Below are 24808 nucleotides of genomic sequence, written 5' to 3'. Positions count from 1 at the left end.
CAAGGAAACAGGGGCTTTTTGATATAGAGATCTTTTATTATTTATTACCTTGCTTGACCCATTCAGCTACGGAGATGGTCCGTTTCGTCTGATGTTTGACAGCTGCCTGAACATCTTCCACCATCTTGCCTTCCTGATCTACGGTCACGCTCGTACCATAAGGGTTGCCTCCTGCGCCGAACAGAACAGGATCTGTATAACCAGGAGAAGCGATAATGGCGCCCCAGTGCATCATGGACGTGTAAAGAGACAACAGGGTAGCTTCCTGACCACCATGTGGGTTTTGAGCAGAAGTCATACCGCTGACAACTTTGTTGACTGTTTTTCCTGAAGCCCAAAGACCGCCCTGCGTATCAAGGAACTGCTTCATTTGAGCAGGCATGTTTCCGAATCGTGTCGGCACACTGAAAATCAAGGCATCTGCCCACTCAATATCATCGGAGCTTGCAGTCGGAACGTCTTTCGTCGCATTTACGGTCGCTTTCCAAGCATCATTCGCCTCGATAACAGAAGCAGGTGCTAATTCCTCTACTTTAACAAGCCTTACCTCCGCTCCTGCTTCTTCCGCTGCTTCTTTCGCCCATTTCGCCATCTGATAATTCGTACCACCCATACTATAAAAAACAACAGCTAATTTTACATTTGCCATCTCTTCCATCTCCTTTTGCTTACCGAATAGTTTATTTAGAAATCCCATTGGAATCTTCCCTTCTTGAAATCTCGAAACTGAGATATGTCCTACAAAAAGAATTATACATCTCATTTATCTTGAAATCAAGATAAAAATTCATTATTAAAAAACCCCTTCTGATGGAAGGGGTCTAGTGTATGGGTAATTGGATACGGAAGGTCGTTCCCGCGGAAGAACTATCAAACAGGACAAGATCTCCCCCAAGAGACTGGGCGATCATTTTACTAAACGGGAGACCGAGACCGAGGCCACCGGTTTTATACTTCTTCTCTTCTCCCCTGTAAAACCGCTCAAAGATGAAGTCTCTTTCTTCTTCTTTGATTCCACCACCTGTATCCTCGACATCAATATAGATCCATTGTTCCCGCTGATCCATGCGGATATAGATGTCTCCTTTTCCCTCTATCGCATGAGAGGCGTTGTTGAGCAGATTCGTAATAATTTGTTGGAACCGCATAGAATCCATGGGTATGTCTACATCTTCAGAAAGAAGATCCACGGAGATGGTAAGGTTGTCCTTCTCCTGACCTACTTCCCAATGATGGACCGATTCCTTAACCGTACGATTGACGGACTGGATTTCCTTCGTTAGAGGAACGGAATTGGCTGCAAACGTGTTGAACGATAACAGATCGAGGACCATCCGCTCCAGCTTCTCTGTCTCCTTCAACGAGACCCTTATGAAGTCTTCCGCTTCCTCTTCCTCAACAATCCCATCCTGAACGGCTCGCAGCATGCCGCTGATCGACGTCACCGGTGTCTTCAATTCATGGGTAACTCCGGCAAGCAGCTGACTACGGAGCTCTTCCAGATGCTGCAGTTTCCCGGACATCTCCTGGAAAGACTGAATAAGGTCGTAAATTTCCGCTTCTTTCACCCGCTCATCATCAATATGGAATCCGTAATTTCCTGCCTCTACTTCTCTCGCTGCCTGAGCAACTTCCTGAATAGGCTTAGACAGCCGCTTCGACAAGAAGTAGATAGCCAGCCAGCCCAGCAGCGCAAGACAAACGAGGATGAAAAACAACTGCCAATACTCCTGATCGACCTTCGTCAAGTTCTCCTTCGATTCCAGAAGAATGACCCATCCGACGGTGGCATCGTTAATTTCGACAGGTTTGGAAACCATGTAAAACAACCCGGAGCTGGTGTCCAGTTTTTGAATAGTCTGCTCTTCATCAAGAAGGTCGACGGCAAAGCGCTGTGGAAGCCTCTGACCTCTGGGCCGGTCCTGGAACAGGATCGTACCCTGCTGATCAACGACGTACAAATCAGGCCGGCTGTCCATGTTCATGAAGTCTTCCCTGCCTTGAATGACGACGTCTTCCTCTTCCTGCGGCTGGACCTGTCCATCATTCACCAGGCGGCCGGCCGTCTGTTCGGCAACGAATTGCATCATACTCAGGCGATTATCCATCGTCTGATGGCGGATCCAGGCGACCGATATGATCCCGATTACGAATAATCCGATAACAAGCGTCCACACATACCTGGTCGTCCAATAACGCTGTAACGGCACTTTCTTTTCAGTAAACACTGAGCTGATATCCTAACCCGCGCAGCGTGCGTATTTCCCCTTCCGAAGAAGGCCAGCTCTTCAAAGCATGACGGATGCGCTTGATACTGACATCGACGGCACGGTCACTACCCTCGTACTCCCATCCCCACACTTTCTCTATAAGCTGGTCTCGTGTAAATGTCTGATTAGGGTGCTCCGCAAGAAAAGTGACTAAAGAAAGATCCCTTGGTGTCAGCGTCACTTCTTCCCCATCCACCTTCACTCGATGACCGATGATGTCGACCTCCAACTTACCGAACCTCTTTACAGGCGATGTCTGCGTTCCAGCCCGTCTCAAAACTGCTTTGACACGCGCCACCACCTCATCTCCGACGAATGGTTTGGCAATATAGTCGTCCGCCCCGTGATTGAGTCCTGCAAGCCGGTCATCCACTTCACTGAGAGCCGTCAACATAATAACAGGGCATTCGCTTTCCTTACGAATATCAGTCAATAAATCCCAGCCATTCTTCCCGGGCAGCATGACATCCAGGATTACCAGGTCCGGCGAAGCACTCTGAAAGGTATCAAGGACCTCGTCTCCCCGAAACACCTGTATAGTCTCAAATCCTGCTTTCTTCAGATATGCCTTCAACACCTGGCTGATCGGCATTTCATCTTCTACAATCATGATCTTACTCACGGTATCTTCACCTTCTCCAGTTGAAATCTAGTTTCAGAATAACATAAGCGGTAAGGAAAGAAGGTGTCCGACCCTCTTACTTGAAGGACCGCATAAAATAATTCAAGAAAAGACCACCCTGTGGGCGGTCTCTCTATTGCTCTTAAAGATTGTTCTTTATTTCATATTCCTCCATCTTTTCATCAAGCCAGGAGGTGTATTCTTCATTAACTTTAGAGTCATATAACGCGTCCGTAACCTCTTCTTTTACGTCTTCATATGTCGCTTCTTCGGCATCCGTATGATCGGTTACTTCAATAATGTGAAACCCATATTCCGTTTCCACAGGGTCGCTCACTTCCCCTGCTTCCATGGAGAAGGCGGCATCGTCAAATGCATCCACCATTTCCCCTTTTCCAAACGTCCCGAGATCCCCGCCGGAATCTTTCGTTGCCTCATCCGTCGAATACTCTTCTGCCAAATCAGCAAATTTCTCTCCGTCATTATATTTATCTAGAACCGTTTGTGCCTCTTCTTTCGTTTCCGTGAGAATATGCCTTGCCGTCACTTGCTCCGGCTGATTAAAACTATCTTTATTCTCTTCAAAATAAGTTTCCTTCTCTTCATCCGTAATGGAGACCCTGTCTTTTAATAGTTTCTCAAGCGTCAGGTATTCTTCCAAATCCGCTTGAAAATCCTCCAGGGACACCCCGTTTTCATTGAGGCGCTCAGGAAGTCATCCTTGCTGCCATATTGATCGTAATACGTCTCCATTTCTTCCTTCATCTTGTCCTGATCCACTTGGATATCATTCTTCTCTGCTTCCATCTCCACTATTTTACTTGTTACTAATGAATCAAGGGCGTCGTCTCCATATTGACTGACGAGCAACTCATATAAATCATCTTTGGAAATCTCTTCTCCATCTACTGTGGCAACAGCTTCCTGTTTGGCCCCGACATTCACACTGAGCAGGATACAGAGCGCCACAACAACCAGCGCTCCTATCCCTCCGAACATAACCTTTTTATTCATTACATATCTCCCTTATGATTCTTCCTGCGAAGACAGGATGACCTGTACCGTCTGCGCTTGGCCGTCACGATAGTATTTCACAGACACTTTATCTCCTGCTTTGTGATCGGTGTACAGATATTTACGGAGATCACTGGAGCTTGTCACCTGCTGATCATCAATCGAAACGATGACATCCTCTTCTTTCAAACCTGCTTTTGCGGCAGCAGACATTTCATCAATGGAACCGATGATGACCCCTTCTTTCACATCTTCCGGCAGTGTCTGCGTGTAATAGGCAGGCACTTGGTCGATGCTCACTACCCCTACACCTAGATATGGGCGGTCAACCTTTCCATCATCTGTAATGTCATCGATCAGATCCTTCACATCATTACTAGGGATGGCAAACCCTAAGCCCTCCGCTTCTTCACTGGCGATTTTCAGACTGTTGATTCCAATAAGTTGGCCTGCAGAGTTGATCAATGCACCACCGCTGTTTCCAGGGTTAATGGCTGCGTCGGTCTGAATGACGTCAAGATCCCACTCTCCGGCAGACGTGGAAGTAGTGATCGTACGACTCTTGGCACTGATAATTCCTTGTGTCACGGTTCTTGATAAGTCGAGTCCCAGTGGGTTACCGATGGCAATGACTTCATCACCGGCCCGGACATTATCTGAATCTCCGAAGGCAAGCGGTTTAATATCATAGTCTCCATCAATTTTCAGCACCGCAATGTCTGTCAAAGCGTCGGTCCCGATTACTTCGGCATCTACTTCGCTGCCGTCATTCAAGGAGATTTTCAATTCGGACGCTCCCTCCACCACGTGGTTGTTTGTAACGATATAGGCAGCATCATCCGTCACTTTATAGATGACCCCGGAGCCTGTTCCTTTTTCCGTCGTTTCTGCTGATGCCTGGAACGGGCTTTGCTGTGTTGTCATATTGACGACGCCGACGATTGCATCCGAAGCTGCTTCCGCAATGTCCGCCGTGGATTTACCGGAATCCGAAGCTATTGTCGACACATCTACATCGGACGCCTCCTGCGTCGCACTTTCCACTACAGCATCTTTGCCATTATCCTGTGCTTGATCCCCGTACGACGTAATTCCTAATGTAAGCGCAGATCCAAGCACACCTGCGGATAGTGATAACCCGATTACTTTAAATAGTGACTGCTTTTTTTCACCCATTTGTATCCCTCATTCCGTAAGATTTTTTCTGATACGCTTACTATAAAACCGGAATGTGTCAGCTGTATGACAGCACAGGATTTTTCATAAACAAAGAAGCTCACTCCCTACTGCGGGGAGTGAGCTTCTTCTTTAAATAATATACACGCCTGTTTCATTCTCTTTAGTTTTTCGGCGGCGTCCAGCGCGGTGCTTCACTTCCTTTTGGATAATCCACCCCGTCCGGATACTTGATCAATTCGACCAAGCTCCCCCAGGGCGTTTTCCCATACACTCCTGCATTATGAGGTCCGTCCTCTTCATCATCCAACGAATGAGGCGGGGACAGTAGAGAACCTCCAGCCGCTTCAAAACGTTCAGAAGCTTGTTCGATATTATCTACATAGAAGGCGAAATGGTGGATGCCTATATCTGAAATACGCAATGGTTCCTTATCCGGTTCGGTTCCCAGCTCAAAAAGCTCAAACGTAGGACCGTCGCCAATTCTCAATAACCGCATATGAATAATGGACGTTCCCTCCGGCAGTCCCAACTGCTTCTCCACTTCATCTCCTGCCATAGGTTCTTGTTCCGGGCGCTGCACATCATAGCTGACCTCGGCACCAAAGGCTTCCTGGAAAAAGGCGGTCGCCTCTTCTATACTGGGCACAGTCATTCCTATATGGTCGATTCCTCTTGTCATTACAATCTCCCCTTCCATCCTTACTTCCCCGTTATCCCCCTGCAGAAAAACGAGACATAGAATGGATCATGGAAGATCCGCTTATTCGAAATCGTACGTTAGGTTCCACTGTTGACGGGCATCATCCATTAAATCCATAACCTCTCGAGATAAAGCGAGCGTCCAATTGTCCCCTTTATTCAAGATCAAATCGTTCATAGCCTCCACTTCATATTGAAGCGCATCTGCTTCCACTCCGGCTTCGACTGTTTCCACAGAGCCGTCGGCTGTATAAGTGATGGTTGCTTTATCAGCTCTCGGGAAGTTATCCACCGTAATAAACCCTTCATCACCGGCGACAATGCCGCGTTTCGGCATTTTTGCCCGCATCGCAAGGGAAACGACTGCCATCTCATCATGGTCATTCTTCATGACGATACCAGACTGTTCGTCTACTCCTGTCTCATGCTTCTTCACCGTAGTATGCAGCTCCGTCGGCTGCCCTGAGAGGAAGAAACGTGTAAAGGAAAGAGCATAGGTCCCGATATCAAGCATTCCCCCACCGGCAAGATCCGGATTAAAGAAGCGGTTTTCCGGATCATCTTCCTTACAGCTTCCGAACGTCACGTTGACCATATTGATCCTGCCGATTTTTCCTTCTTCGATCATTTCACGGAGCTTCTTGTACAGCGGCATATGGTAAATGGTCATGGCTTCTGCTACTACCAATCCTTTCTCTTCTGCCAATTCCGCAATCGCTTTTAACTGCCTGCCGTTCATCGTAATCGCCTTCTCACAAAGAACGTGCTTGCCGTTCTTCAAAGCATCCATGATGTAAGAATAGTGAATGCTGTGCGGTGTCGCTATGTAGACGACATCGACTTGATCGTCCCGGTACATATCCTCTGTATTCTCATAGACATGATCGACGCCCTCTTGTTCCGCGAATCGGCGGGTTTTGTCCATATTTCTTCCCCATACACCGTAGATATGCCCATTCACCGCTTTGATTGCTTTGGCGAAATCTCCAGCGATTCCTCCAGGTCCGACAATACCCCAATTAACTTGTCCCATTTCAATTCTCTCCTTTTATAGTGATCTCTCTTATCCCAGACGGTCCTGCCACCAATGCTTTCGTTACAACAGAGGTGAACAAGGACGTGTCGATCACACCCGTCAATCCTTTTAACCGGCCTTCCAAACCGGAATCTGCCTTATCCGGATCGACGTAGACATCCAGCAGCAGGTTCCCGTTTTCCGTTATGACGGCCCCGTCTTTATCTTCACTCATCCGAATATTCGCCTGAAGCACTGGGAACGATTCCAATTTGCGGCGGACGTAAGGAAGAGCCTGTGGGAGTACTTCCACTACCACTGGATGTTCGAAGGTCAACGAAGGAACGAACTTCGACTCATCCACAAGCACCACGTACTCATCTGCCATATAAGCGACAAGCTTCTCTTCCGTATGGATGCCGCCCCCGCTCTTAAGCGCATGCAGCTGCTGATCTACTTGATCACAGCCGTCGAAAGCTATATCGATAGAGGGGACGTCGGACAACGGAAGTACCTGCAGACCTTCGCTCACACAATGCTGTTTCGTTTCCCAGGAGGGTGTTACGACCTTTACAGAACGACCACTGTCTTTCAGAAAGGTGACGAGATGCTTTACCGTGCTTCCACCTCCCAGCCCGACAGTCATCCCGTTTTCTATATAGGTCAAAGCTTCTTCGGCACACTGTTTCTTAACATCCATTCGCTTACTCCCCTTCTCGTATCAATGCCTTCGCTGTCTCTTCGGTCGTGACAAGAACGTTGAGATGCCCTGCTGTCAAGGCCGCCTTGATAGCTTCCACTTTTTCATTCGATTCCGCTACTCCGATGGAATACCTCGTTTTATGAAGAGCTTGCAGGTCAATAGAGATCGTCCGGTGCAGGAGTTCCGTGTCCATCATCCGCCCTCTTTTGTCATAGAAATTGGAACAAATATCTCCTGCGACTTCTCCCTCTTCCATCTCTGCAGATAATGTTCCACCGTAGAAAGCTTTCCAATTATCGCCTTGATTGATCGCAGGTGATCCTATTCCAACAACCGCTATCGTCAGCCGGTCCCATAAAGCTTTTACTTCCTGAAAATGTCCGGAAGCGGCCAGTGCCGATTTTAATTCCTCATTGCCCGCAATCGCAGGGACATCGATCAATGTCGAATCCCCCTTCCATTTACGGGCAGCTTCGTAAACGATGGTATTCGCGTGATAACGACTTGCGAGCTTCCCGTCAGGTCCTCCGATTAACGGAACGCAAATAACTTCTTCCTGCGGTTTTTCAGGCTCCAACTCTTCGGCCACCGCAGCAAGGGAAGTCCCCCACGAGAAACCGACGACATCACCGGCTTGAACGATTCGGTCAAGAAATTTCGCACATGCCTGCCCCATCGCTCTCCGCTTCTGATCCTTGGTTTGATTTTCCTTGTCAGGGACGAGAAGGACTTCCTTCAGACCAAACCTTTCTTTCAACTGTTCGCTTACCGCAATATCGTGGAAAGCCTCATAGTTGATACGAATCTGGACAATTTCTTTCTCTCTGATTTTTTTCAACATCCGACTGATGGTCGTCCGGTAGATTCCTAGTTCTTTGGCAATTTGACTCTGCGTCATGTCCTGTTCATAGTACATCCGAGCTATTTGGTAGAGTTTCTTCAACTCTTCTCTCTCTTCCATAGACAACCCCCTTTGCACAAATGTATAACATTAAGGTCATTTGTGCAAACGAAAGCATTCCACAATATTCCACAAAATAAAAACCCGCCAGCCTAAAGAGGCTGACGAGTTTGATAGGTGATTTCTCCACCGGCCATCGTCAGGACAGCTGTACCGCCATCTTTCACCGGGTGCTTATCCCATAATACGAGGTCCGCATCCTTACCGACTTCGATACTGCCGGTTTGATCTTGCAGACCAAGCACTTCTGCAGCACGGATCGTTACACTCTCCAATGCTGTATCCGCATCCAGGCCTGCTTCCACCGCAAGCTTCACGGACGTCTTCAGCTGCTTGACCGGCACGACCGGATGATCGGTGATGATAGAGAAAGAAATCCCCTGTTCATCAAGGGCTCTATACGTATCCCATGACATGCCGCTTAGTTCGACTTTACTCCGCCCGGAAAGTGTCGGTCCGATGGAAAACTTGCAGCGATCCTTGTATTTCACCAATGCAGGTACAATCCGGTGGCCTTCGGTGACGTGTTCCAGGTGCAGGTCAAGATCGAATTCTTCTGCAATTCGTATGGCTGTCATGATATCGTCCGCCCGATGAGCATGAACACAGACAGGTATCCGACGCTCCAGCACTTCCCCAAGCGATTCCTTCCGTAAATCTCTCGGGGAAGGATTTTTCAGATATTCAGCGGCCAGCACCAATTGTTCCCGGATCATTCCGGCAATGCCCATTCGTGTCGAGGGCGTGCGTCCCTGCTGACCATGATATTTCTTCGGATTTTCGCCGAATGCCATCTTTAACCCGGCACGCTCACGAACGATGATGTCTTCAAGGATAAACCCGGGCTTCACTTTTACAATCGCGGTGATTCCACCTATAACGTTGGCACTACCGGGAAGCACCTGTGCAGTTGTCACACCACCTTCTGCCGCATCAAAAAATCCACGGTCGAACGGGTTGATGCCGTCAATGGCTCGAAGGTGGGGAGTGAGTGCTTCGGTCGTTTCGTTGAAGTCGGCCCCCTCCCAACCAATACCTTCTTCATCAATGCCAAGATGCGTATGGGTATCGATAAAACCAGGGGTCAGAATCATCCCCATGCCGTCGATCACTTGTTCATAGTTTCCGAGATCCGCTTCTTTTGCTGTGCAGATCTGTTTGATTTTCCCCGCCTCGACAAGGACGGTCGCGTCTGTTTCTCTTTTTCCTCTTACAGGTTCCAAAACGACATTACAAATGGCTATCATCGGACGTCCCTCTCTTCTATCTGTAAATATTCATAGACCCGGCAGGCCAACTGGACATTGAACCAGTCATCGAACCGGTCAAAGGTCACATCAAGAATTTCCTGAACACGGTTGATGCGGTAATACAATGTATTATGATGGATGTTCAGCTCCTTGGTCACCTTCTTCAAGTCTTTATCAAACCGGACATAAGTGATCAATGTGTGCAGCATGTCGTTATTCTTTTCTTTGTCATACCTCATCAAAGGACCAAGAAAGTCAGATACATAGAGAGAGAGGTCTTCCTCACTGTTCTGAAGAAGAAAGCGATAGAAACCTGCATCGACGAAGCTCATCACATTTTTCGACGGCTTCGTCTTTAAGACCTGGATGCACTTCTCCGCATCTGCATAGGACTTATTCAATTGGAAAAGATTCTTATGGACACGGCCGACACCAGCTTTAAGCGGCGCGGAGGATCGTTCCAGCATGTGAACAAGCGCCTTCATCTTCTGACGCGCAGACCCTTTACCTTCTGATTCCGGAAAGCTGATCATAGCGAAAACATACGAGCGGTTCATGGAAACAATCCCGTTCAACTCAAGCTTCGTTACTACACTTTCGAGCGCGTCCCCTATCTCTTCCCGCTGACGCCTGGAATTGACCGTCATCATCTCTTCCCCCATCTTGTCCGGATCAACATGACAGAGCACCATCGCATAAAAATCGGCTGGGTAGAGGCCAAGGTTGGATGCCTGCACTTCGACCACCGGATCACGCTCCCCTGTCAGAATTCCTTCTACCAGCTGTCCCTTCGCCTGCTGCTCCGCCTCCCTTATGGAATCCTCTTTCGTTAATTCCAAGGAAAGAACGGTCGTCCCGTATTCAAATAAGACGATATCATTCTCGAAGAAATCGGCAGAATCAATCCACACACAGACAAATCCCCACACAGAGACCGGACCCGTGATCGGCAGAACGACGAGCTGCTCGCCTGCATGAGCAATCTGCTGCCATTTATTCATTTTTATAACTTTCTTGACCCTGTCATGACTGAGAAACCTGTCCGGGAGTCCCTTCTCCCCCGCTTCCTCATCGACGAACAGCGGCTTAAGAAGTGCATCATACACGGCGAAAGGGTACCGGACCATCGTTTTCATCGTTTGAATGATCCCTTGAACTCCGCCTCCACTGGCGGCTACGTTCGTCAAACGATGGTGAAAATCCGTTGTACGCTGCATCGTTTCGTGTTCTTTCCTTAACGCCAGATGGGTCTGCTGTAAGGCTTCCCGCTGCCTCTTCTCCTGACGGTACAACCGTGCATGCATGATAACAACAGCGATATGATCTGCCAGCGCCTCCACTAAGTGGAGGTCGTGCTCTGTCAGATAGGGATGGTCCCTGAAACTGTCCAACGTGAGGACACCGATTGTTTCCTTATGAAACAAAAGCGGGACCGACAGCATGCTCTCTGGTATGGAACGTTCCTCAGCCGCCTCCAGATAATGCTCGTAATTAAAAGCGGACATCGTTTCCATTGCTTCCTTAATGGATCCTGTACCTTGCAGAAGCGAAGCTCTCCCGCTTTCAAACACACGGCCGCTGACACCTTCTCCTGGCTTCAGTCTCGTCTTCTTATATCCGAAATCACGAAAACCGACAGCTGCTTCCACGAGGAGTTTCCCGATTTTCTCATCATAAAGAAACAGAAATCCGGAATCCGCCGCTGTGACAGCATCCACCACCGAATCCAAAATGATCTGCAGGAACCCTTCCTCATACATCCTCGAGGAGAGGGTATGAGAGACCCCGGTCAATACGTGGAGCGCATTCTTCCTTTTCTGTTCATTCGTATGATGAAGAAGCAGCTTCAGCCATGCTTCATGCTCTTTAAGGAAAGAGACAGCTGCCCCTTCATCATACTTGTGACGCCCGATCAGAACGACCATCACATCTTCCCCGTTATACACCCATCGATCTCCCGTCTCCCTTATTGTTCCTTCTTCCATACGAAGGGAAAGGGAAACCCATTCAGGAATAGAGTCGGTGTATGTTTTCTCAGACACACTGGTCCTTGTATGTTTATCGACGATGACGATATCCTCCAACCGATACCTTGCCTTCAGTTGCTGCAATAGTTCCTTTTCCATAGGTGCCACCTCTAAAATAACTATAAGGAATTTTCAGAAAAAAGTGTATGTCAATCTAAGGGAATTCCCTCTTTGACTGCATCGATCCATTCATGATACCTGTCAATCAGGACAGATTTGTTCTTGTCATAAATCCGACGGAGCTCTTGTACCGGGTTCTCATGATCGTCGACGCGGAAGTCGACGAAAGGAAATCCCTTTACCGAGGCTACCTTGATGACCGCAGACTGTTTCCCACGGATGTCTCCCCCGGCTGCATCACCGGCATGAAGGGCTTCAAGAAGCTTTTCGGCGAGTGATCCCTCCGCCTCTTTAAAGGCGGAAACCATCTGTTCAAGGACTTCCGGTCCGGCAAGCAGATTCCCTTGGACCGCCCATTGGTCTCCGACAATATGTCCTTTATAATCATCGTTCTCCACCCCTGTATAGACGCTGCTGTTTCCATATTGGTCCATCACTGAAACTTGGCGCAGTTCTTTGCCCGGGTCATGAAAGAGGAGATGGTTGAGCGTTTCATTGGCCGTCCGCCCTTTCTTCAGATGGTCCACGCCCTCCTGGCCTAATGCCGGATTGACCCATCCCTGGGTGATGACGATCCCCACATTCGGTTCGATATGGGGAGAATAGGCACCGACGCCTGGAAACCGCGTGGCAACAGCAGCTCCGAAATTGCCCGTTTCCGGACAGCGGGCCATGATAGAAAATGTGTTTAGCTTCATAACGTTACACCTCATGACAGGCCACATAGTGACCCTTCTTTATTTCTCTAAATTCCGGTACTTTGGTTTTGCAATGTTCCTGTGCAATCGGGCAGCGGGTATGGAACCTGCAGCCTGACGGCGGGTTGTCCGGACTCGGTATTTCCCCCGCGAGCGTGATTTTCTCCCGTTTCGTATGAATATCAGGAACCGGAATGGAAGACAGGAGCGCTTTCGTATATGGATGGAGGGGATGCTCATATAGCTCATCACTATCGGTCAGTTCGACCATCTGCCCTAAGTACATAACCCCGACGCGATCGCTGATATATTGGACGACACTTAAATCATGGGCGATGAAAAGATACGTGAACCCGTATTCCTCCTGAAGGTCCATCAGCAGATTAATAATTTGCGCCTGAATGGAAACATCAAGGGCAGCAACAGGTTCATCTGCCACGATGAACTTCGGATTCAACGCCAGGGCTCTCGCAATCCCGATCCGTTGACGCTGCCCTCCAGAGAACTCATGCGGGTAGCGATCTTTGTAACTCTCCGGAATACCGACATCCGCAAGCAGTTTCCCTACGCGCGCCTTCCGTTCCGCCTTCGTCATACCGATCGTTTTCAACGGCTCTTCGATAATATCTTCGACGACCATCCTTGGATTAAGAGAGGCGAATGGATCCTGGAAAATCATCTGAAAATCACGCCGCTTCTGCCTCAGCGTTTTCCTGTCCCAGTCCATGATGTTCTCGCCTTCAAAATATACTTCTCCATCCGTTGCATCCAGGAGACGCATAAGCAGACGCCCGGTCGTCGACTTGCCGCATCCGGACTCTCCTACAATCCCGAGCGTTTCCCCTTTGTAGACCGTAAATCTCAAATCGTCTACTGCTTTGACTTCACTCTTCTTTCGAAATATGCCATTGGATACATTAAAATACTTCTTCAGGTTGTCGACGCGGACGAGTTCCTCTGTCGTCATCGTTTCTCTCCTCCTCCAGCCAGCAGGCGACTCTGTGTTGTTCCGACTCCGAAGCCTTTAACGCCGGTTCCTTATGCAGGCACTGTTCCATGACGAATGGACACCGCTCGGCGAATCGGCAGCCTTCCGGTAAATCATGCAGGTTAGGCGGCTGTCCTTCAATCGGCTGCAGCCGTTCCCTGACACCAGGACGCGGCACAGACTTCAACAACCCTTGCGTATAAGGGTGCTTCGGTCGATCGAATAGATCTTCCACGGACCCTTCTTCGACAATTTTGCCGGCATACATGACCGCCACTCTGTCACACAGCTCAGCAACAACGCCTAAATCGTGGGTGATCAGAACAATCGCGGCGTTCGTTTCATCTCTAAGACGCCTTAATAAATCCAGCACTTGCGCCTGTATGGTTACATCCAAAGCGGTGGTCGGCTCATCAGCAATGATCAAATCCGGATCACAGGACAAGGACATAGCGATTACCCCGCGTTGCCTCATCCCTCCACTGAATTGATGCGGGTATTGATGCACCCGTTTGTCTGGAGAGGGGATACCGACTTTCTTCAGCATCTCCACCGCACGTCTCCATGCCGACTTCTTGTCTTTGTTCTCATGAATCATCGGCATTTCGGCAATTTGTGTACCAACCGTATAAGCCGGATTAAGGGAAGTCATCGGATCTTGAAAGATCATCGAAATATCCTTACCCCGGACGTGCTGCATTTCTCTCTCTGTTTTCTTGAGAAGATCCTCCCCACGGTACAGGACCTGTCCGCTGACTTCTTCGCTTTTCTTCTGACCGACAAGGCGCATGATCGATTGAGAGGTCACACTTTTTCCACAGCCGGACTCACCGACGACTGCGAGAATTTCTCCTTGCTTTACTTTTAAATCGACACCGTCCACCGCTTTGACTATCCCTTTCTTCGTATGAAAATGCGTCTTCAGATTTTGTACTTCCAGCACATACTCAGACATCGGCTTCCTCCTTATGCAGACTCATTCTTCAACCTTGGGTCAAGGGCATCCCTTAATCCATCGCCCATCGTATTGAAGCTGAACACGGCAAGCGTAATGGCGATGCCCGGGAATACCGCCGTCCACCAGGCCGTTTCCATCCAACTCTTCCCTTCACTCAGCATAATTCCCCAGGACGGTGTATCCGGAGAAACTCCGAGACCGAGGAAGCTGAGCGCCGCTTCTGCCAAGATAGCGAAAGCGAAGGAAAGAGTCACTTGCACGATAAGCGGGGCCACACTATTGGGGAGAATGTGTTTCCACATGATCTTCATATTGCTCACTCCCATCGAGCGGGCCGCTTCGATATACAGAGAATTCTTGATGGAGAGCACCGATCCCCTTGCGATCCTGGCGAAAATAGGTGTGTACACAATCCCGACAGCGATCATCAAATTCGTGAGGCTTGGTCCTAAGATAGCCATAATGACTAGGGCAAGCAGAATATCCGGGAAAGCGAACATGACATCCGTCAGCCTGGACAGCACATGATCGACCCATCTGCCGTAATAAGCAGCAACGACTCCAATGATGGTCCCACAGACAAAGGACAGACCGACCGAAATAATACCGACTTGTAAAGAGATCCTCGTTCCATAAATGATCCGGCTCAAAATATCACGTCCGAATTGATCGGTACCGAGCAGGTGTGCCATACTCGGTCCCTCCAAAATAGCGTCCGTCATCATTTCATATGGATCATAAGGGGCAATCAGCGGGGCAGCGACCGCCATCACTGCAAACAAAAGCGTCATGCCAAGTCCGAAAACACCGACTTTATTTTTTTGAATTGATACCATAAATCAGACATCACGATTCTCCTTTCTTAATATCTGATTTGCGGGTTCAGGAATCCGTAAATTATATCCACAACCAGATTGACAAACACAAAGGCGCTTGCAATGAACAGAATCGTCCCTTGCAGCAGCGCGTAATCCCGGTTTGTTATCGCCTGCAGAGCGAGACGCCCGACACCAGGAAGACCGAAGATCTGCTCCACGACGACAGAGCCTCCAAGCAGATAGCCCGTTTGAATGCCGAGTACTGTCACAACAGGAATGAGCGCATTCTTCAGCGCGTGTCTCCAAATCATCCGAGAATTGGAAACCCCTTTTGCTTTTGCCATTTTGATATATTCCTGATTCGTCACTTCCAGCATTGAGGAGCGCGTCATCCGCATCGCGACAGCTCCTACAGCTGTGCCTAAGGCGACAGCAGGAAGCAGCATGCTCTTCAGATTTCCCCATACGCTGTCATAAAGGCCGACGAAGCCGCCGGAAGGAAACCAGCCGGCATAGAGACTGAAGAAGAGAATCATCAATGTACCAAGCCAGAAGTTAGGAACAGATATGCCGAGCATCCCGACAAAACTTGCTCCGTAATCAAACTTACTGTTCCTCTTGAGAGCCGCTATCGTACCAAGTGGAATGGCAAGAATAACAGCGATGATTACACTAAGCAGGGCAAGCTCGATCGTAATCGGAAGCCGGGCCATGATTGCTTCAAGCACCGGAGTGTTCGTAAATTGCGAATATCCGAAATCCCCTTGCAGAACGTTTCCGAGCCATAAGAGATATTGCTGAATGAGTGGTTCATCCAGCCCGTACTTATCTCTCAAGGCAGCTGCCTGATCCGGAGAATAACTGGTACCCAGCATGGCTGTGACCGTATCCCCGGGAACCAGCCGGACGATGAAGAACGCCACAATGGAGATTCCGAACAAGACCGGAATGGAAATAAGCAGCCGTTTGATGATGTATTGGATCATCCAATCGTCCCTCCTTGCACGTAAAGTGAAGGAAAAAGTGGCCGGAAGCCACTTTTTCGTTTTATCTATTTATTATTGGTCAACCTTCGTCTCTTCTAATGAAATCGTCGTCACCGTAGGATGAACATCAAATCCGCTTACACGATCGCTGAGTGCCGACGTCTGCGGGTTGGCGTACAAGAAGACCATCGGAGCATCTTCGGCAATCATACGCTGTGCTTCTGCATAGATTTCCGTCCGTTTCTCTTTATCCATCTCTTTACGTCCCTGTTCCAACAATGCATCGACATCCGGGTTGGAGTACGCCTGTTGGTTGTACATGCCGTCTGTATGGAAGATGTTATAAAGGAACTCATCTGGATCGACGAAACCGACCCAGCCGACAACAGTCATTTCAAAATCTCCATTACCGAGAGCATCAAAGAAGACACTGTCCTCCTGGGAGACGACCTCGACCGTCACGCCGACTTCCTGAAGCTGCTGCTTAATGACCTGAGCGGCATCGATCTGCGCTTGGTTCGTACTCACTTTCATTGTCAAACTCAAGTCAGAGACTCCTGCTTCTTCCAACAATTGACGCGCTTTGTCCAAATCCTGCTCTGGATACACGGCATCTTCCAGGTGTGCCCAGTGGTTATCCGGAATCGGGCCGCTTCGTAGCGGAGTCGCCTGTCCCAGCTTCACGACGTCGTTGACAGCATCACGATCGACAGCCCACGCAATGGCCTGACGGACCTTCGGATCGGACAATGGACCTGCCTCGGTATTCAAACCGACATACTCCCAATACGTTCCGGCGACAGTCTCCACATTGACGTTGTCTGCCTGCTCCAATACTTGGACATCCTTCGGCTGTGTTTGGAGAAGAATATCGATCTCCCCGTTTCGGATGGCTGTAGTTCGTGCTGTTTCATCCGGAATCGAACGCCACACGACTTTATCTAAGTACGGCAGTCCATCTTTAAAGTAGTCCTCATACTTCTCCAGGACCATTTCCTGATCCTTCGTCCACTCACCCAATGTGAATGGGCCGCTTCCGGCATCCGCACCAGCCAGGTCGCCGCCGTTCTCATCGACGATCGTTTTGTTGACAATGGCATTCATCGGATAAGCAAGGAATGTCAGGAACGGAGCGACCGGCTCAGCTAAAGTCAGAACGACTGTCGTGTCATCCGGCGTCTCGATACTTTCCAGGGACTCAAACTGAGCCGCCCTTACTTCGTTTTCTATAATTCTTTCAATGGAGTACTTCACATCTTCTGAAGTCAAAGCGTCCCCATTATGAAACGTCACGCCGTCGTGGAGGGTCAAAGTATAGACCGTACCATCATCAGAAACTTCATAATCCTCTACTAAGTCTCCTTCGATTTCTCCGTAGGTCCCTTTCTCATACTTGAACAAGGTGTTGTACATGTTCTCGATATAGCGCATGGAGGCTGCATCTGTCACGACGTGAGGATCGAGACTCTGTCCTTCGGATAGATCTGTGATCGTCAATGTTCCACCTTCCGAAGCCTCCCCTTCCTGATTTGTCTCCTCCGAACCGGAATCAGATGAACCAGACTCCGTCGGGTCCTGACAGCCGGCAAGCAAGAGCAGCAGGGATACGAGCAGCAACAACCAGTAGATTTTCTTCATTCAATAATGGCCCCCTTTTTATTTTCAGTAAATTTAAAAAATACAGTAATTTTATTATATTGTAGAAACCTGTCGTATTTATATGGGAGATGTTCCAAAGAATAAAAGCAAATGTTAGGAAAGTTTACAAATCAGGTGATCTTCAAATTTTATGGATTTGAACGTTACATTTCGGAGAGGACAGGGAATGCTTACAATGGACATTCCATAAAATTCTGGAAGGAGCAGATAAGATGAACCAGCAACAGCTCGACCGAATTAAAAACGGAAAAGGATTTATTGCCGCTCTGGATCAAAGTGGCGGAAGTACGCCGAAGGCTCTGGCTGATTACGGCATTCCTGAAGATGCCTACAATAATGAAGACGAGATGTTCGATAAAGTCCACGAGATGAGGACAAGGATCATCACCTCCCCTGCTTTCGATTCCGAAAAAATTCTAGGAGCTATTCTTTTTGAGAAAACGATGGACCGTAAAGTCGAAGGGAAATACACAGGAGACTATCTCGCGGAGAAGGGCATTGTGCCTTTTCTGAAAGTCGATAAAGGGCTTGCCGATAAAGAAAACGGCGTCCAGCTCATGAAACCGATCAACGATCTCGACGAAACGCTTCGTCGGGCGAACGAGCGGAAAATATTCGGAACGAAAATGCGCTCCGTCATTCACGATCCGGATGAAAGTGGAATCGAAGCAGTGGTTCAACAGCAGTTTGATATTGCCAAACGGATCCTCGCTTCCGACCTGATGCCGATTGTCGAACCGGAAGTGAATATTCACAGCGAAGAGAAAGAGAAATGTGAAGAGCTTCTTCGCAATCATATTCTTAAACACTTGAACGAGTTGGAAGAGGATCAGCAGGTCATGTTGAAGTTGACGATTCCAACAAAAACGAATGCGTATAAGGAACTTGTCGACCACCCGAAAGTCATTCGTGTCGTCGCTCTCTCCGGAGGTTATGAACGGGAAGAGGCCAACGAGAAGCTGACAGCGAATGATGGGTTAATCGCGAGCTTCTCCCGGGCACTGGTCGGCGATGTGTATGCAGACCAGTCAGACGAAACGTTTGATCAGGCCCTGCAGAATGCCGTCGATTCCATTTACGCAGCTTCTGTACAAAAAGGCAGATAACAGAATCCAGAAAAGGCGTACACCGTGGTGTACGCCTTTTTCATGAACGGGAAACCTATTCTAAGGAAATAGGAAATAGTAACGATATTCCTCTTTCCCTTTTCCTATCATTTGTTCATGATCCTTCCAATCTTTTATACTTTACTTAAAGAAAGGTGGTCCCCACTTATGGAAACGATGGAACAGCTTTACCAATCCAACTTCAAAGATAACGCCTACCCTTTTTATGAAAAAATGAGAGATAAACAACCCGTATTTCAAATGTCTGATGGCACTCCCGCTACGTGGCTTGTCACCAAATATGACGATGTCAAAGAAATGCTGAAGGCGCCGGGTTTCCTAAAAGATCAGACGAAGCTGATCCAGAGGACGCCTGACGATGACGGTGACAAAGAAATCACTATCTTCGAAAACATGATGCTTGATGTCGACCCCCCTGACCACACGCGCTTACGCAAGCTTGTCCAGCCCTACTTCCACCCGAAAACGATCAAGGAATTGACTCCACGGATCAGTGAAATCGCAGATGATCTAATCGAGCAAATGAAAAAGAAAGGAGGACCGGTGGACCTGATCGACGATTATGCCTTCCCTCTGCCGATCATCGTCATCAGTGAGATGCTCGGTGTACCGGCAGAAGACCGGGATAAGTTCCGGAAGTGGTCCAATTCCATCGTGGCCGCCTCCAACGAAGAGGACACGGATTTTGCAGCGGATGTGGAAGCCTTCACTACCTATTTGACCGACCTCTTTGAGAAGAGAAAGCAGAATCCGACCGACGATCTTGTTTCCTACCTTATCCAAACAGAGGAAGACGGAGAACAGTTGAGCCGGCAGGAGTTATATTCGATGATCTTCCTTTTGATAATCGCCGGTCATGAAACCACCGTCAATTTGATCGGTAACACGATGCTCGCCCTTTTTGAGCACCCGGACCAGCTGGATTTAGTCAAAAAAGATGCTTCCCTCATCCCGGGAGCCGTTGAAGAAGGACTGCGCTACTACAGTCCTGTCGACTTCTCGACAGCAAGATGGGCCGCCGACGACATGGAGTTTCACGGGCAGACGATCCGGCGCGGCGATATGGTCTTAGCCTCCATCAGCTCCGCCAATCGGGATAACGATAAATTCGAAAAGGCAGACGCGTTTGACGTTACAAGGAAGAGCAACGGTCACGTCGCGTTCGGCTTCGGCATTCACTTCTGCCTCGGTGCCCCACTCGCCAGATTGGAAGGGAACATTGCATTGGAGAAGCTGTTTTCATCGCTCCCTGCCATCACAATCGACCCGAACGGAGAGGCGCCCGAATGGCGCTCGATCTTTCTTCTACGCGGCCTGCGCAGTCTCCCTGTCACCTGGTAAACGAAAGAGGCACTCGTTATAGAGTGCCTCTTTTCCTATTTATCAAAAAATGTAAAAAAACCAACTGAGATACGATAAAATGTAGAAAAAGGAGAGATGAAGATGGAACAAACGTTGATTCAAGCAGATGACACGTGGCTGTTGTGGGCATTTCTTGCCGGCTGGGCAGCTGTAAGCATTTATCTGGAGCAAAAATACAAATGGGCAGCCAAAATGACCGGAGCCATCATCGCCCTCGTCGGTGCCCTGATCCTCGCCAACATAAAGGTGATTCCGACAGACGCACCCGCCTACGATGCCGTATGGACATATGTCATTCCTCTGGCTATCCCGCTGCTCTTATTTCAAGCCAATTTAAGAAAAGTGATCAAAGAAAGCGGACGGATGCTGTTCATCTTCCTGATCAGCTCCATCGGTACCGTCATCGGTGCGTACATAGCCTTCTTCTTCCTGAAAGATACCATTCCAAACCTGGATAAGATAGCAGCAATGGAAACAGGCTCTTACATTGGCGGAGGTGTGAACTTCGCCGCCCTGTCCGGCAAGCTGAACCCACCCGGAGAGCTCGCCGCTTCCGCAATCGTTGCCGACAACCTGTTGATGGCTTTGTATTTCTTTGTGTTGATCCTGATCCCGGCCTCCTCCTTCTTCCGCAGGAAATTCCGGACTCCCTACATCGATGAGCAGGAACGCACCGTCGACTCGTCTAAAAATACGGCAGCAGATTATTGGAAGAGGAAGGACATCTCTCTTAAAGATATTGCGCTTGCAAGCGGGAGTGCGTTCGTTTTGGTGGGTGTTTCCTTCAAGCTGGCGGATTGGATCAGCGCCTGGATTCCATCAGGCGAAGGAGTACCGGTGTATTTAAACATAATGAACGGATTATTTGGAGATGGTTATTTGATGCTGACGACCATCACCGTTCTTGCTGTCACCCTATTTGATAAATTTTTCGATAACATACGTGGTGCACAGGAATTGGGGACCTACCTTATATACATTTTCTTCGTCGTCATCGGTGTACCCGCATCCATTCCATTGTTGGTCCAGAATGCTCCGCTGCTTATCATCTTTGTCGCAATCATCGTTTTCTTCAACATGCTCCTGACATTCGGAGTCGGTCGTTTGTTCCGTTTCAGCCTGGAGGAAATGATCGTAGCAAGCAATGCCAACGTCGGCGGGCCGACGACCGCAGCAGCCTTTGCTATTGCGAAAGGGTGGCAGCGGCTGATTGTCCCTATCATGTTGGTCGGCACACTTGGATACATCATCGGCAACTACGCCGGCAGTATGATGTACTATGTCTTTCAATCTATGTAAACGGGACCTGACTGCCTGAACTATCCCTCAGGTAAAGCCTTTTTCCCTTCCTATCACTTTTCCAACAAGCGAAAGGCCCCTCCAGAGAGGGGCCTTTTTTACTTATATAGAAAGTTTCTTCGCGAGCGAATACATGGATTCATTCCGAACCGGCGTTTCTTTATCAATCTCTGACAGCTCATAAGTGATGAGCTCCTCTTCCTTCAAGCTGACATAGAAGCCTGTCTGGCCAGAATTCAGAAGTTCGACCGCATAGGCACCGAGACGTGTCGCCATCATCCGGTCTCTTGCAGACGGCGTTCCACCATATTGGGTATCATCCAAAATCGTTACCCTCGCTTCCACGCCGGCTTCCTCCTTCAACCTTGCTCCGAAATCCGCTGCATTTCCGACTCCCTCCGCCATGATGATAATGCGGTAACGGTGGTCCTCCTGATCTTTCATTTCCTCGATCACCTCATCAAGCTCCGCTTTTCTCTCCGGGATGATGATGGTTTCCGCACCACCGACCAAGCCGGCTGATAGAGCAAAGGTACCGGAATCTCTCCCCATCACTTCGACGATGGTCGTCTTCTCATGAGAATCCGCCGTATCCCGAATACGATCGATATTCTCCATGATCGTATTCAAAGCCGTATCGAAGCCGATCGCCGACGCTACATGAGGAATCGTAGAATTGATCGCAGCCGGGACTGCTATACAAGCGACACCCTTGTCTGCGAGAACATGCGCCATCTGCAATGCTTCCAGACCGCCGATTACGATTAAGGAATCGATTTCAAATTTAGTAAGCTGCCGCTTGATTTGTTCCTGTGCTTCTTCTTCGAACATATCCATATCCTGAGAAGACTGTAGAATCGTGCCCCCTCGGGAAAGAATCGTCCGTACCGCTTCCTTGTCCAGTGTCTCTACGGATTCTTCTAATAATCCGTGAAATCCGTTATGGATTCCTACCACTTCCTTGCCGGAAGCCATTCCTGACTTCACTACTGCCCGAATGACAGCATTCATACCGGGAGCATCTCCTCCACTTGTCAACACGCCTATTCGATTCATTATCATCACTCACTTTCTGTCGTTCACATCTGGATGTTCAGAGGCAAAAGGAATTCCACCTTTTCCCTGACCTAATCCTTATGATAACATTTTGCACCTTTCAAAGTCGTGGGAATGCTCTTCATCCATGATTTATAAAAAAATCCCCCGCCCGGCAGGATCCCGGACGGAGGATTTCGTTCTTATTTAAATAATGCTAACAATCGCTCAAAGAACCCTTTTTCTTCTTTCTTTTTCGGTTTCTTCTCTTCTTTTTCCTCCTGCTTGACCGCTTCCGTCTTCATGACGAATTGGACAGAATTGACCTGCTCATTTTTCTCAGAAACGAAGGACACCGGTTCATAATCCGATTTGTCGTATTCCTCTACCATCTGATCGATTTCGGACTGCATCTGGCCCGGGAGATCACTCGTTGCAGAAGCCAGCTCTGAAGTGCCGCCTTTCAACCGGCCGGCCCCCTCTTCAAGCTCTGCCGTTCCATCCGTCAAACCGGCGATTCCCCCGTGGATATCCTCATAGGAATTCGTCAGTTCCGCTACGCCCCCCGTGTACTGCTTCAAACCCTGATGGAAGGTCGCATAATTGGAAGTGAGCTGATCGAAACCCGTCTGCAGTTCTGCAATGGACCCTGCAATATCCATTCTTTCAAGACCGGCTCCGACCTGATCTGCTACGTTGTAAAGCTGGTTACTCATCTCTCCGAGAGAAGCGGAGCTCTGTTCCAAAGCAGGAGACACTGCCTGGAATGCCCCCTCTGCATCCGTGAAGGCTCCTTTAGCCGCTTGGGCTGCTCTGTATGTTTCCAAAAGCTGGTCAATGATATCCTGATCCGCCCCGCTGTCACGAAGTGCCTGAATATCCGCTTCTGTAATGTCATATCCCGGAATTGCTGCGATGGCATCAGCCAGTGCCTGATTCGCTTTTCCATACTGAGCATTCAAATCATCGATTTCCGACTGGGCGTTCTTCAGGCTGTCCGCCAACTCACGCAGCCCGCCCTCTACCTTCGTCAAATCATTTAAATCGACGTCACCAGTGCCGCCCTGAACCGCTTCATTCATCTGCTGAAGGGCGGATTGTATGGAAGCAGATCCTTCCACGAGTTCCGATGACCGGCTGTTCAGGCTTTCCATCCCCTGTTTGTATTGCACAGAGCCGTCATAGAGGCTCGCCACCCCGCCGTTCAATTCTTTAATACCATTCTGTAAATCGCCGACACCGTTATCAATGCTGGCGGTTGCCTCTGCTAAAGACCCCATGTCGTTTTTCACTCCACCGATATCCGGTGCATCAATGGCCATGGAGGAAGGTACAGCGGTGAACTCGATACTTTCCATCTCCATATTGTCAGCGTCCGCCGTAACGGTGAAATCACCTTCTTCTTCGGGGAGAACGGTAAAGGTCACTTGCCGGTCCTTCCCGGCATTGGCCACCGTTCCTTCCTCCGCTTCAATATTCTCGAATTTAGAAGAAGCCATCGGAATCGTAATCTGCATTAAATAGTTGTTGAAGAAACTAGCGTCCGCCTTCTCATTCTTCGTCGTCTTAATTTTAATTTCGAGCTTTCCGTCCTTACCGGCAAGTTGATCCGCAGAGATCTCTTTGCCATTAAGCACATAGGTCACGTCCAGGTCCCAAGGAAGAGGGGTATCCCCTTTCAAGTTGCCTTGGTAATAGAACTCGTCTTCTTCTGCTGTCCATTCGACCTTTTGACCTTCCTGTTTGATTTCATTAACATCGGTCAGGTTCTGCACGCTCGTATAAGGACCATAATCGACAATGCTTCCTTTATCCTTTATATCAAAATTGTTGATGACATAGAGCTTTTCCTGGTCTCCATCCGGTTTCAAATTGGCGTAGACCACTTCATGTTTTGCTGAAAAGGATCCTTTGTCTCCCTGATCCTTCCCACCTTCTTCTGCTGCAACTGGAGAAACAGCTGTCAGCAGGAGAACACACGCAGAGCCGACTGCCGTCATACGTTTAATACTCATCGC

At 48.8% G+C, this 24808-nt stretch carries 23 protein-coding genes; 3 read left to right on the top strand and 20 right to left on the bottom strand.

Annotation, left to right across the window (positions count from 1 at the left end; translation table 11 throughout):
• Positions 1-37: 37 nt before the first annotated feature.
• The 18 genes from wrbA to D479_RS05275 form a co-directional block, all read right to left on the bottom strand.
• Entirely contained in the window at positions 38-649 is a 612-nt protein-coding gene (gene wrbA, locus D479_RS05355) for an NAD(P)H:quinone oxidoreductase (protein WP_026578777.1), read from the bottom strand.
• 172 nt (positions 650-821) lie between these two features.
• Positions 822-2228, bottom strand: a complete 1407-nt coding sequence (locus tag D479_RS05350; protein WP_008634488.1) for a HAMP domain-containing sensor histidine kinase — start codon at positions 2226-2228, stop codon at positions 822-824.
• On the bottom strand, positions 2218-2892 hold the full coding sequence (locus D479_RS05345) for a response regulator transcription factor (RefSeq protein WP_008634486.1): 675 nt from the start codon (positions 2890-2892) through the stop codon (positions 2218-2220). Before D479_RS05345 ends, D479_RS05350 begins: the two co-directional genes overlap by 11 nt.
• A gap of 142 nt (positions 2893-3034) precedes the next feature.
• Positions 3035-3553: a peptidylprolyl isomerase gene (locus D479_RS21020; RefSeq protein ID WP_241210915.1), complete on the bottom strand. Its 519-nt coding sequence runs from the start codon at positions 3551-3553 to the stop codon at positions 3035-3037.
• Positions 3538-3906, bottom strand: a complete 369-nt coding sequence (locus D479_RS21015; RefSeq protein WP_241210914.1) for a hypothetical protein — start codon at positions 3904-3906, stop codon at positions 3538-3540. Before D479_RS21015 ends, D479_RS21020 begins: the two co-directional genes overlap by 16 nt.
• Positions 3907-3918: 12 nt before the next feature.
• Positions 3919-5082 (bottom strand): trypsin-like peptidase domain-containing protein, encoded by a 1164-nt coding sequence (locus D479_RS05335; RefSeq protein WP_008634484.1) that lies wholly within the window; start codon positions 5080-5082, stop codon positions 3919-3921.
• A 163-nt stretch (positions 5083-5245) separates the two neighbouring features.
• Positions 5246-5764 (bottom strand): VOC family protein, encoded by a 519-nt coding sequence (locus D479_RS05330; RefSeq protein WP_241210913.1) that lies wholly within the window; start codon positions 5762-5764, stop codon positions 5246-5248.
• Positions 5765-5845: 81 nt separating this feature from the next.
• Positions 5846-6817, bottom strand: a complete 972-nt coding sequence (locus D479_RS05325; protein WP_008634480.1) for a Gfo/Idh/MocA family oxidoreductase — start codon at positions 6815-6817, stop codon at positions 5846-5848.
• A 1-nt stretch (position 6818) separates the two neighbouring features.
• Complete coding sequence (gene rpiA, locus D479_RS05320) at positions 6819-7499, bottom strand: ribose 5-phosphate isomerase A (protein ID WP_008634479.1); 681 nt, start codon at positions 7497-7499, stop codon at positions 6819-6821.
• Positions 7500-7503: 4 nt separating this feature from the next.
• Positions 7504-8481: a sugar-binding transcriptional regulator gene (locus D479_RS05315; RefSeq protein WP_277422400.1), complete on the bottom strand. Its 978-nt coding sequence runs from the start codon at positions 8479-8481 to the stop codon at positions 7504-7506.
• 74 nt (positions 8482-8555) lie between these two features.
• Positions 8556-9710, bottom strand: coding sequence for an amidohydrolase (locus D479_RS05310; RefSeq protein ID WP_008634476.1), 1155 nt, complete (start codon positions 9708-9710; stop codon positions 8556-8558).
• Positions 9707-11839 carry a helix-turn-helix domain-containing protein gene (locus D479_RS05305; protein ID WP_008634475.1) on the bottom strand — a complete coding sequence of 711 codons (2133 nt, stop codon included), beginning with the start codon at positions 11837-11839 and terminating at the stop codon, positions 9707-9709. The genes D479_RS05310 and D479_RS05305 overlap by 4 nt, the downstream gene beginning before the upstream one ends.
• Positions 11840-11889: 50 nt before the next feature.
• Positions 11890-12558 (bottom strand): DUF1028 domain-containing protein, encoded by a 669-nt coding sequence (locus tag D479_RS05300; protein WP_008634474.1) that lies wholly within the window; start codon positions 12556-12558, stop codon positions 11890-11892.
• A gap of 4 nt (positions 12559-12562) precedes the next feature.
• Positions 12563-13525, bottom strand: a complete 963-nt coding sequence (locus tag D479_RS05295; RefSeq protein ID WP_008634473.1) for a dipeptide ABC transporter ATP-binding protein — start codon at positions 13523-13525, stop codon at positions 12563-12565.
• Complete coding sequence (locus D479_RS05290) at positions 13476-14501, bottom strand: ABC transporter ATP-binding protein (protein ID WP_008634471.1); 1026 nt, start codon at positions 14499-14501, stop codon at positions 13476-13478. The genes D479_RS05295 and D479_RS05290 overlap by 50 nt, the downstream gene beginning before the upstream one ends.
• A gap of 11 nt (positions 14502-14512) precedes the next feature.
• Complete coding sequence (locus D479_RS05285) at positions 14513-15340, bottom strand: ABC transporter permease (protein ID WP_008634469.1); 828 nt, start codon at positions 15338-15340, stop codon at positions 14513-14515.
• Between the two features lie 26 nt (positions 15341-15366).
• A complete protein-coding gene (locus tag D479_RS05280; protein ID WP_008634467.1) occupies positions 15367-16308 on the bottom strand; it encodes an ABC transporter permease in 942 nt (313 codons plus the stop codon).
• A 72-nt stretch (positions 16309-16380) separates the two neighbouring features.
• On the bottom strand, positions 16381-17946 hold the full coding sequence (locus D479_RS05275) for an ABC transporter substrate-binding protein (protein ID WP_008634465.1): 1566 nt from the start codon (positions 17944-17946) through the stop codon (positions 16381-16383).
• 233 nt (positions 17947-18179) lie between these two features.
• Here D479_RS05275 and D479_RS05270 point away from each other — a divergent pair, with 233 nt between their 5' ends.
• The 3 genes from D479_RS05270 (at position 18180) to D479_RS05260 (ending at position 21755) form a co-directional block, all read left to right on the top strand.
• Entirely contained in the window at positions 18180-19073 is an 894-nt protein-coding gene (locus tag D479_RS05270; RefSeq protein ID WP_008634463.1) for a fructose bisphosphate aldolase, read from the top strand.
• 168 nt (positions 19074-19241) lie between these two features.
• Positions 19242-20435 (top strand): cytochrome P450, encoded by a 1194-nt coding sequence (locus tag D479_RS05265; protein WP_008634461.1) that lies wholly within the window; start codon positions 19242-19244, stop codon positions 20433-20435.
• A 102-nt stretch (positions 20436-20537) separates the two neighbouring features.
• Positions 20538-21755 carry a DUF819 family protein gene (locus D479_RS05260; RefSeq protein ID WP_008634459.1) on the top strand — a complete coding sequence of 406 codons (1218 nt, stop codon included), beginning with the start codon at positions 20538-20540 and terminating at the stop codon, positions 21753-21755.
• A gap of 102 nt (positions 21756-21857) precedes the next feature.
• Here D479_RS05260 and D479_RS05255 read toward each other — a convergent pair whose 3' ends face one another.
• Positions 21858-22811 (bottom strand): ATP-dependent 6-phosphofructokinase, encoded by a 954-nt coding sequence (locus D479_RS05255; RefSeq protein WP_026578794.1) that lies wholly within the window; start codon positions 22809-22811, stop codon positions 21858-21860.
• A 182-nt stretch (positions 22812-22993) separates the two neighbouring features.
• Entirely contained in the window at positions 22994-24805 is a 1812-nt protein-coding gene (locus D479_RS05250; RefSeq protein ID WP_008634456.1) for a hypothetical protein, read from the bottom strand.
• Positions 24806-24808: the final 3 nt, after the last annotated feature.

Source organism: Halobacillus sp. BAB-2008 (assembly GCF_000328325.1).
In the GTDB taxonomy this organism is placed as follows: Bacteria; Bacillota; Bacilli; order Bacillales; family Halobacillaceae; genus Halobacillus.
This window is presented reverse-complemented; position numbering and strand designations above follow the sequence as displayed.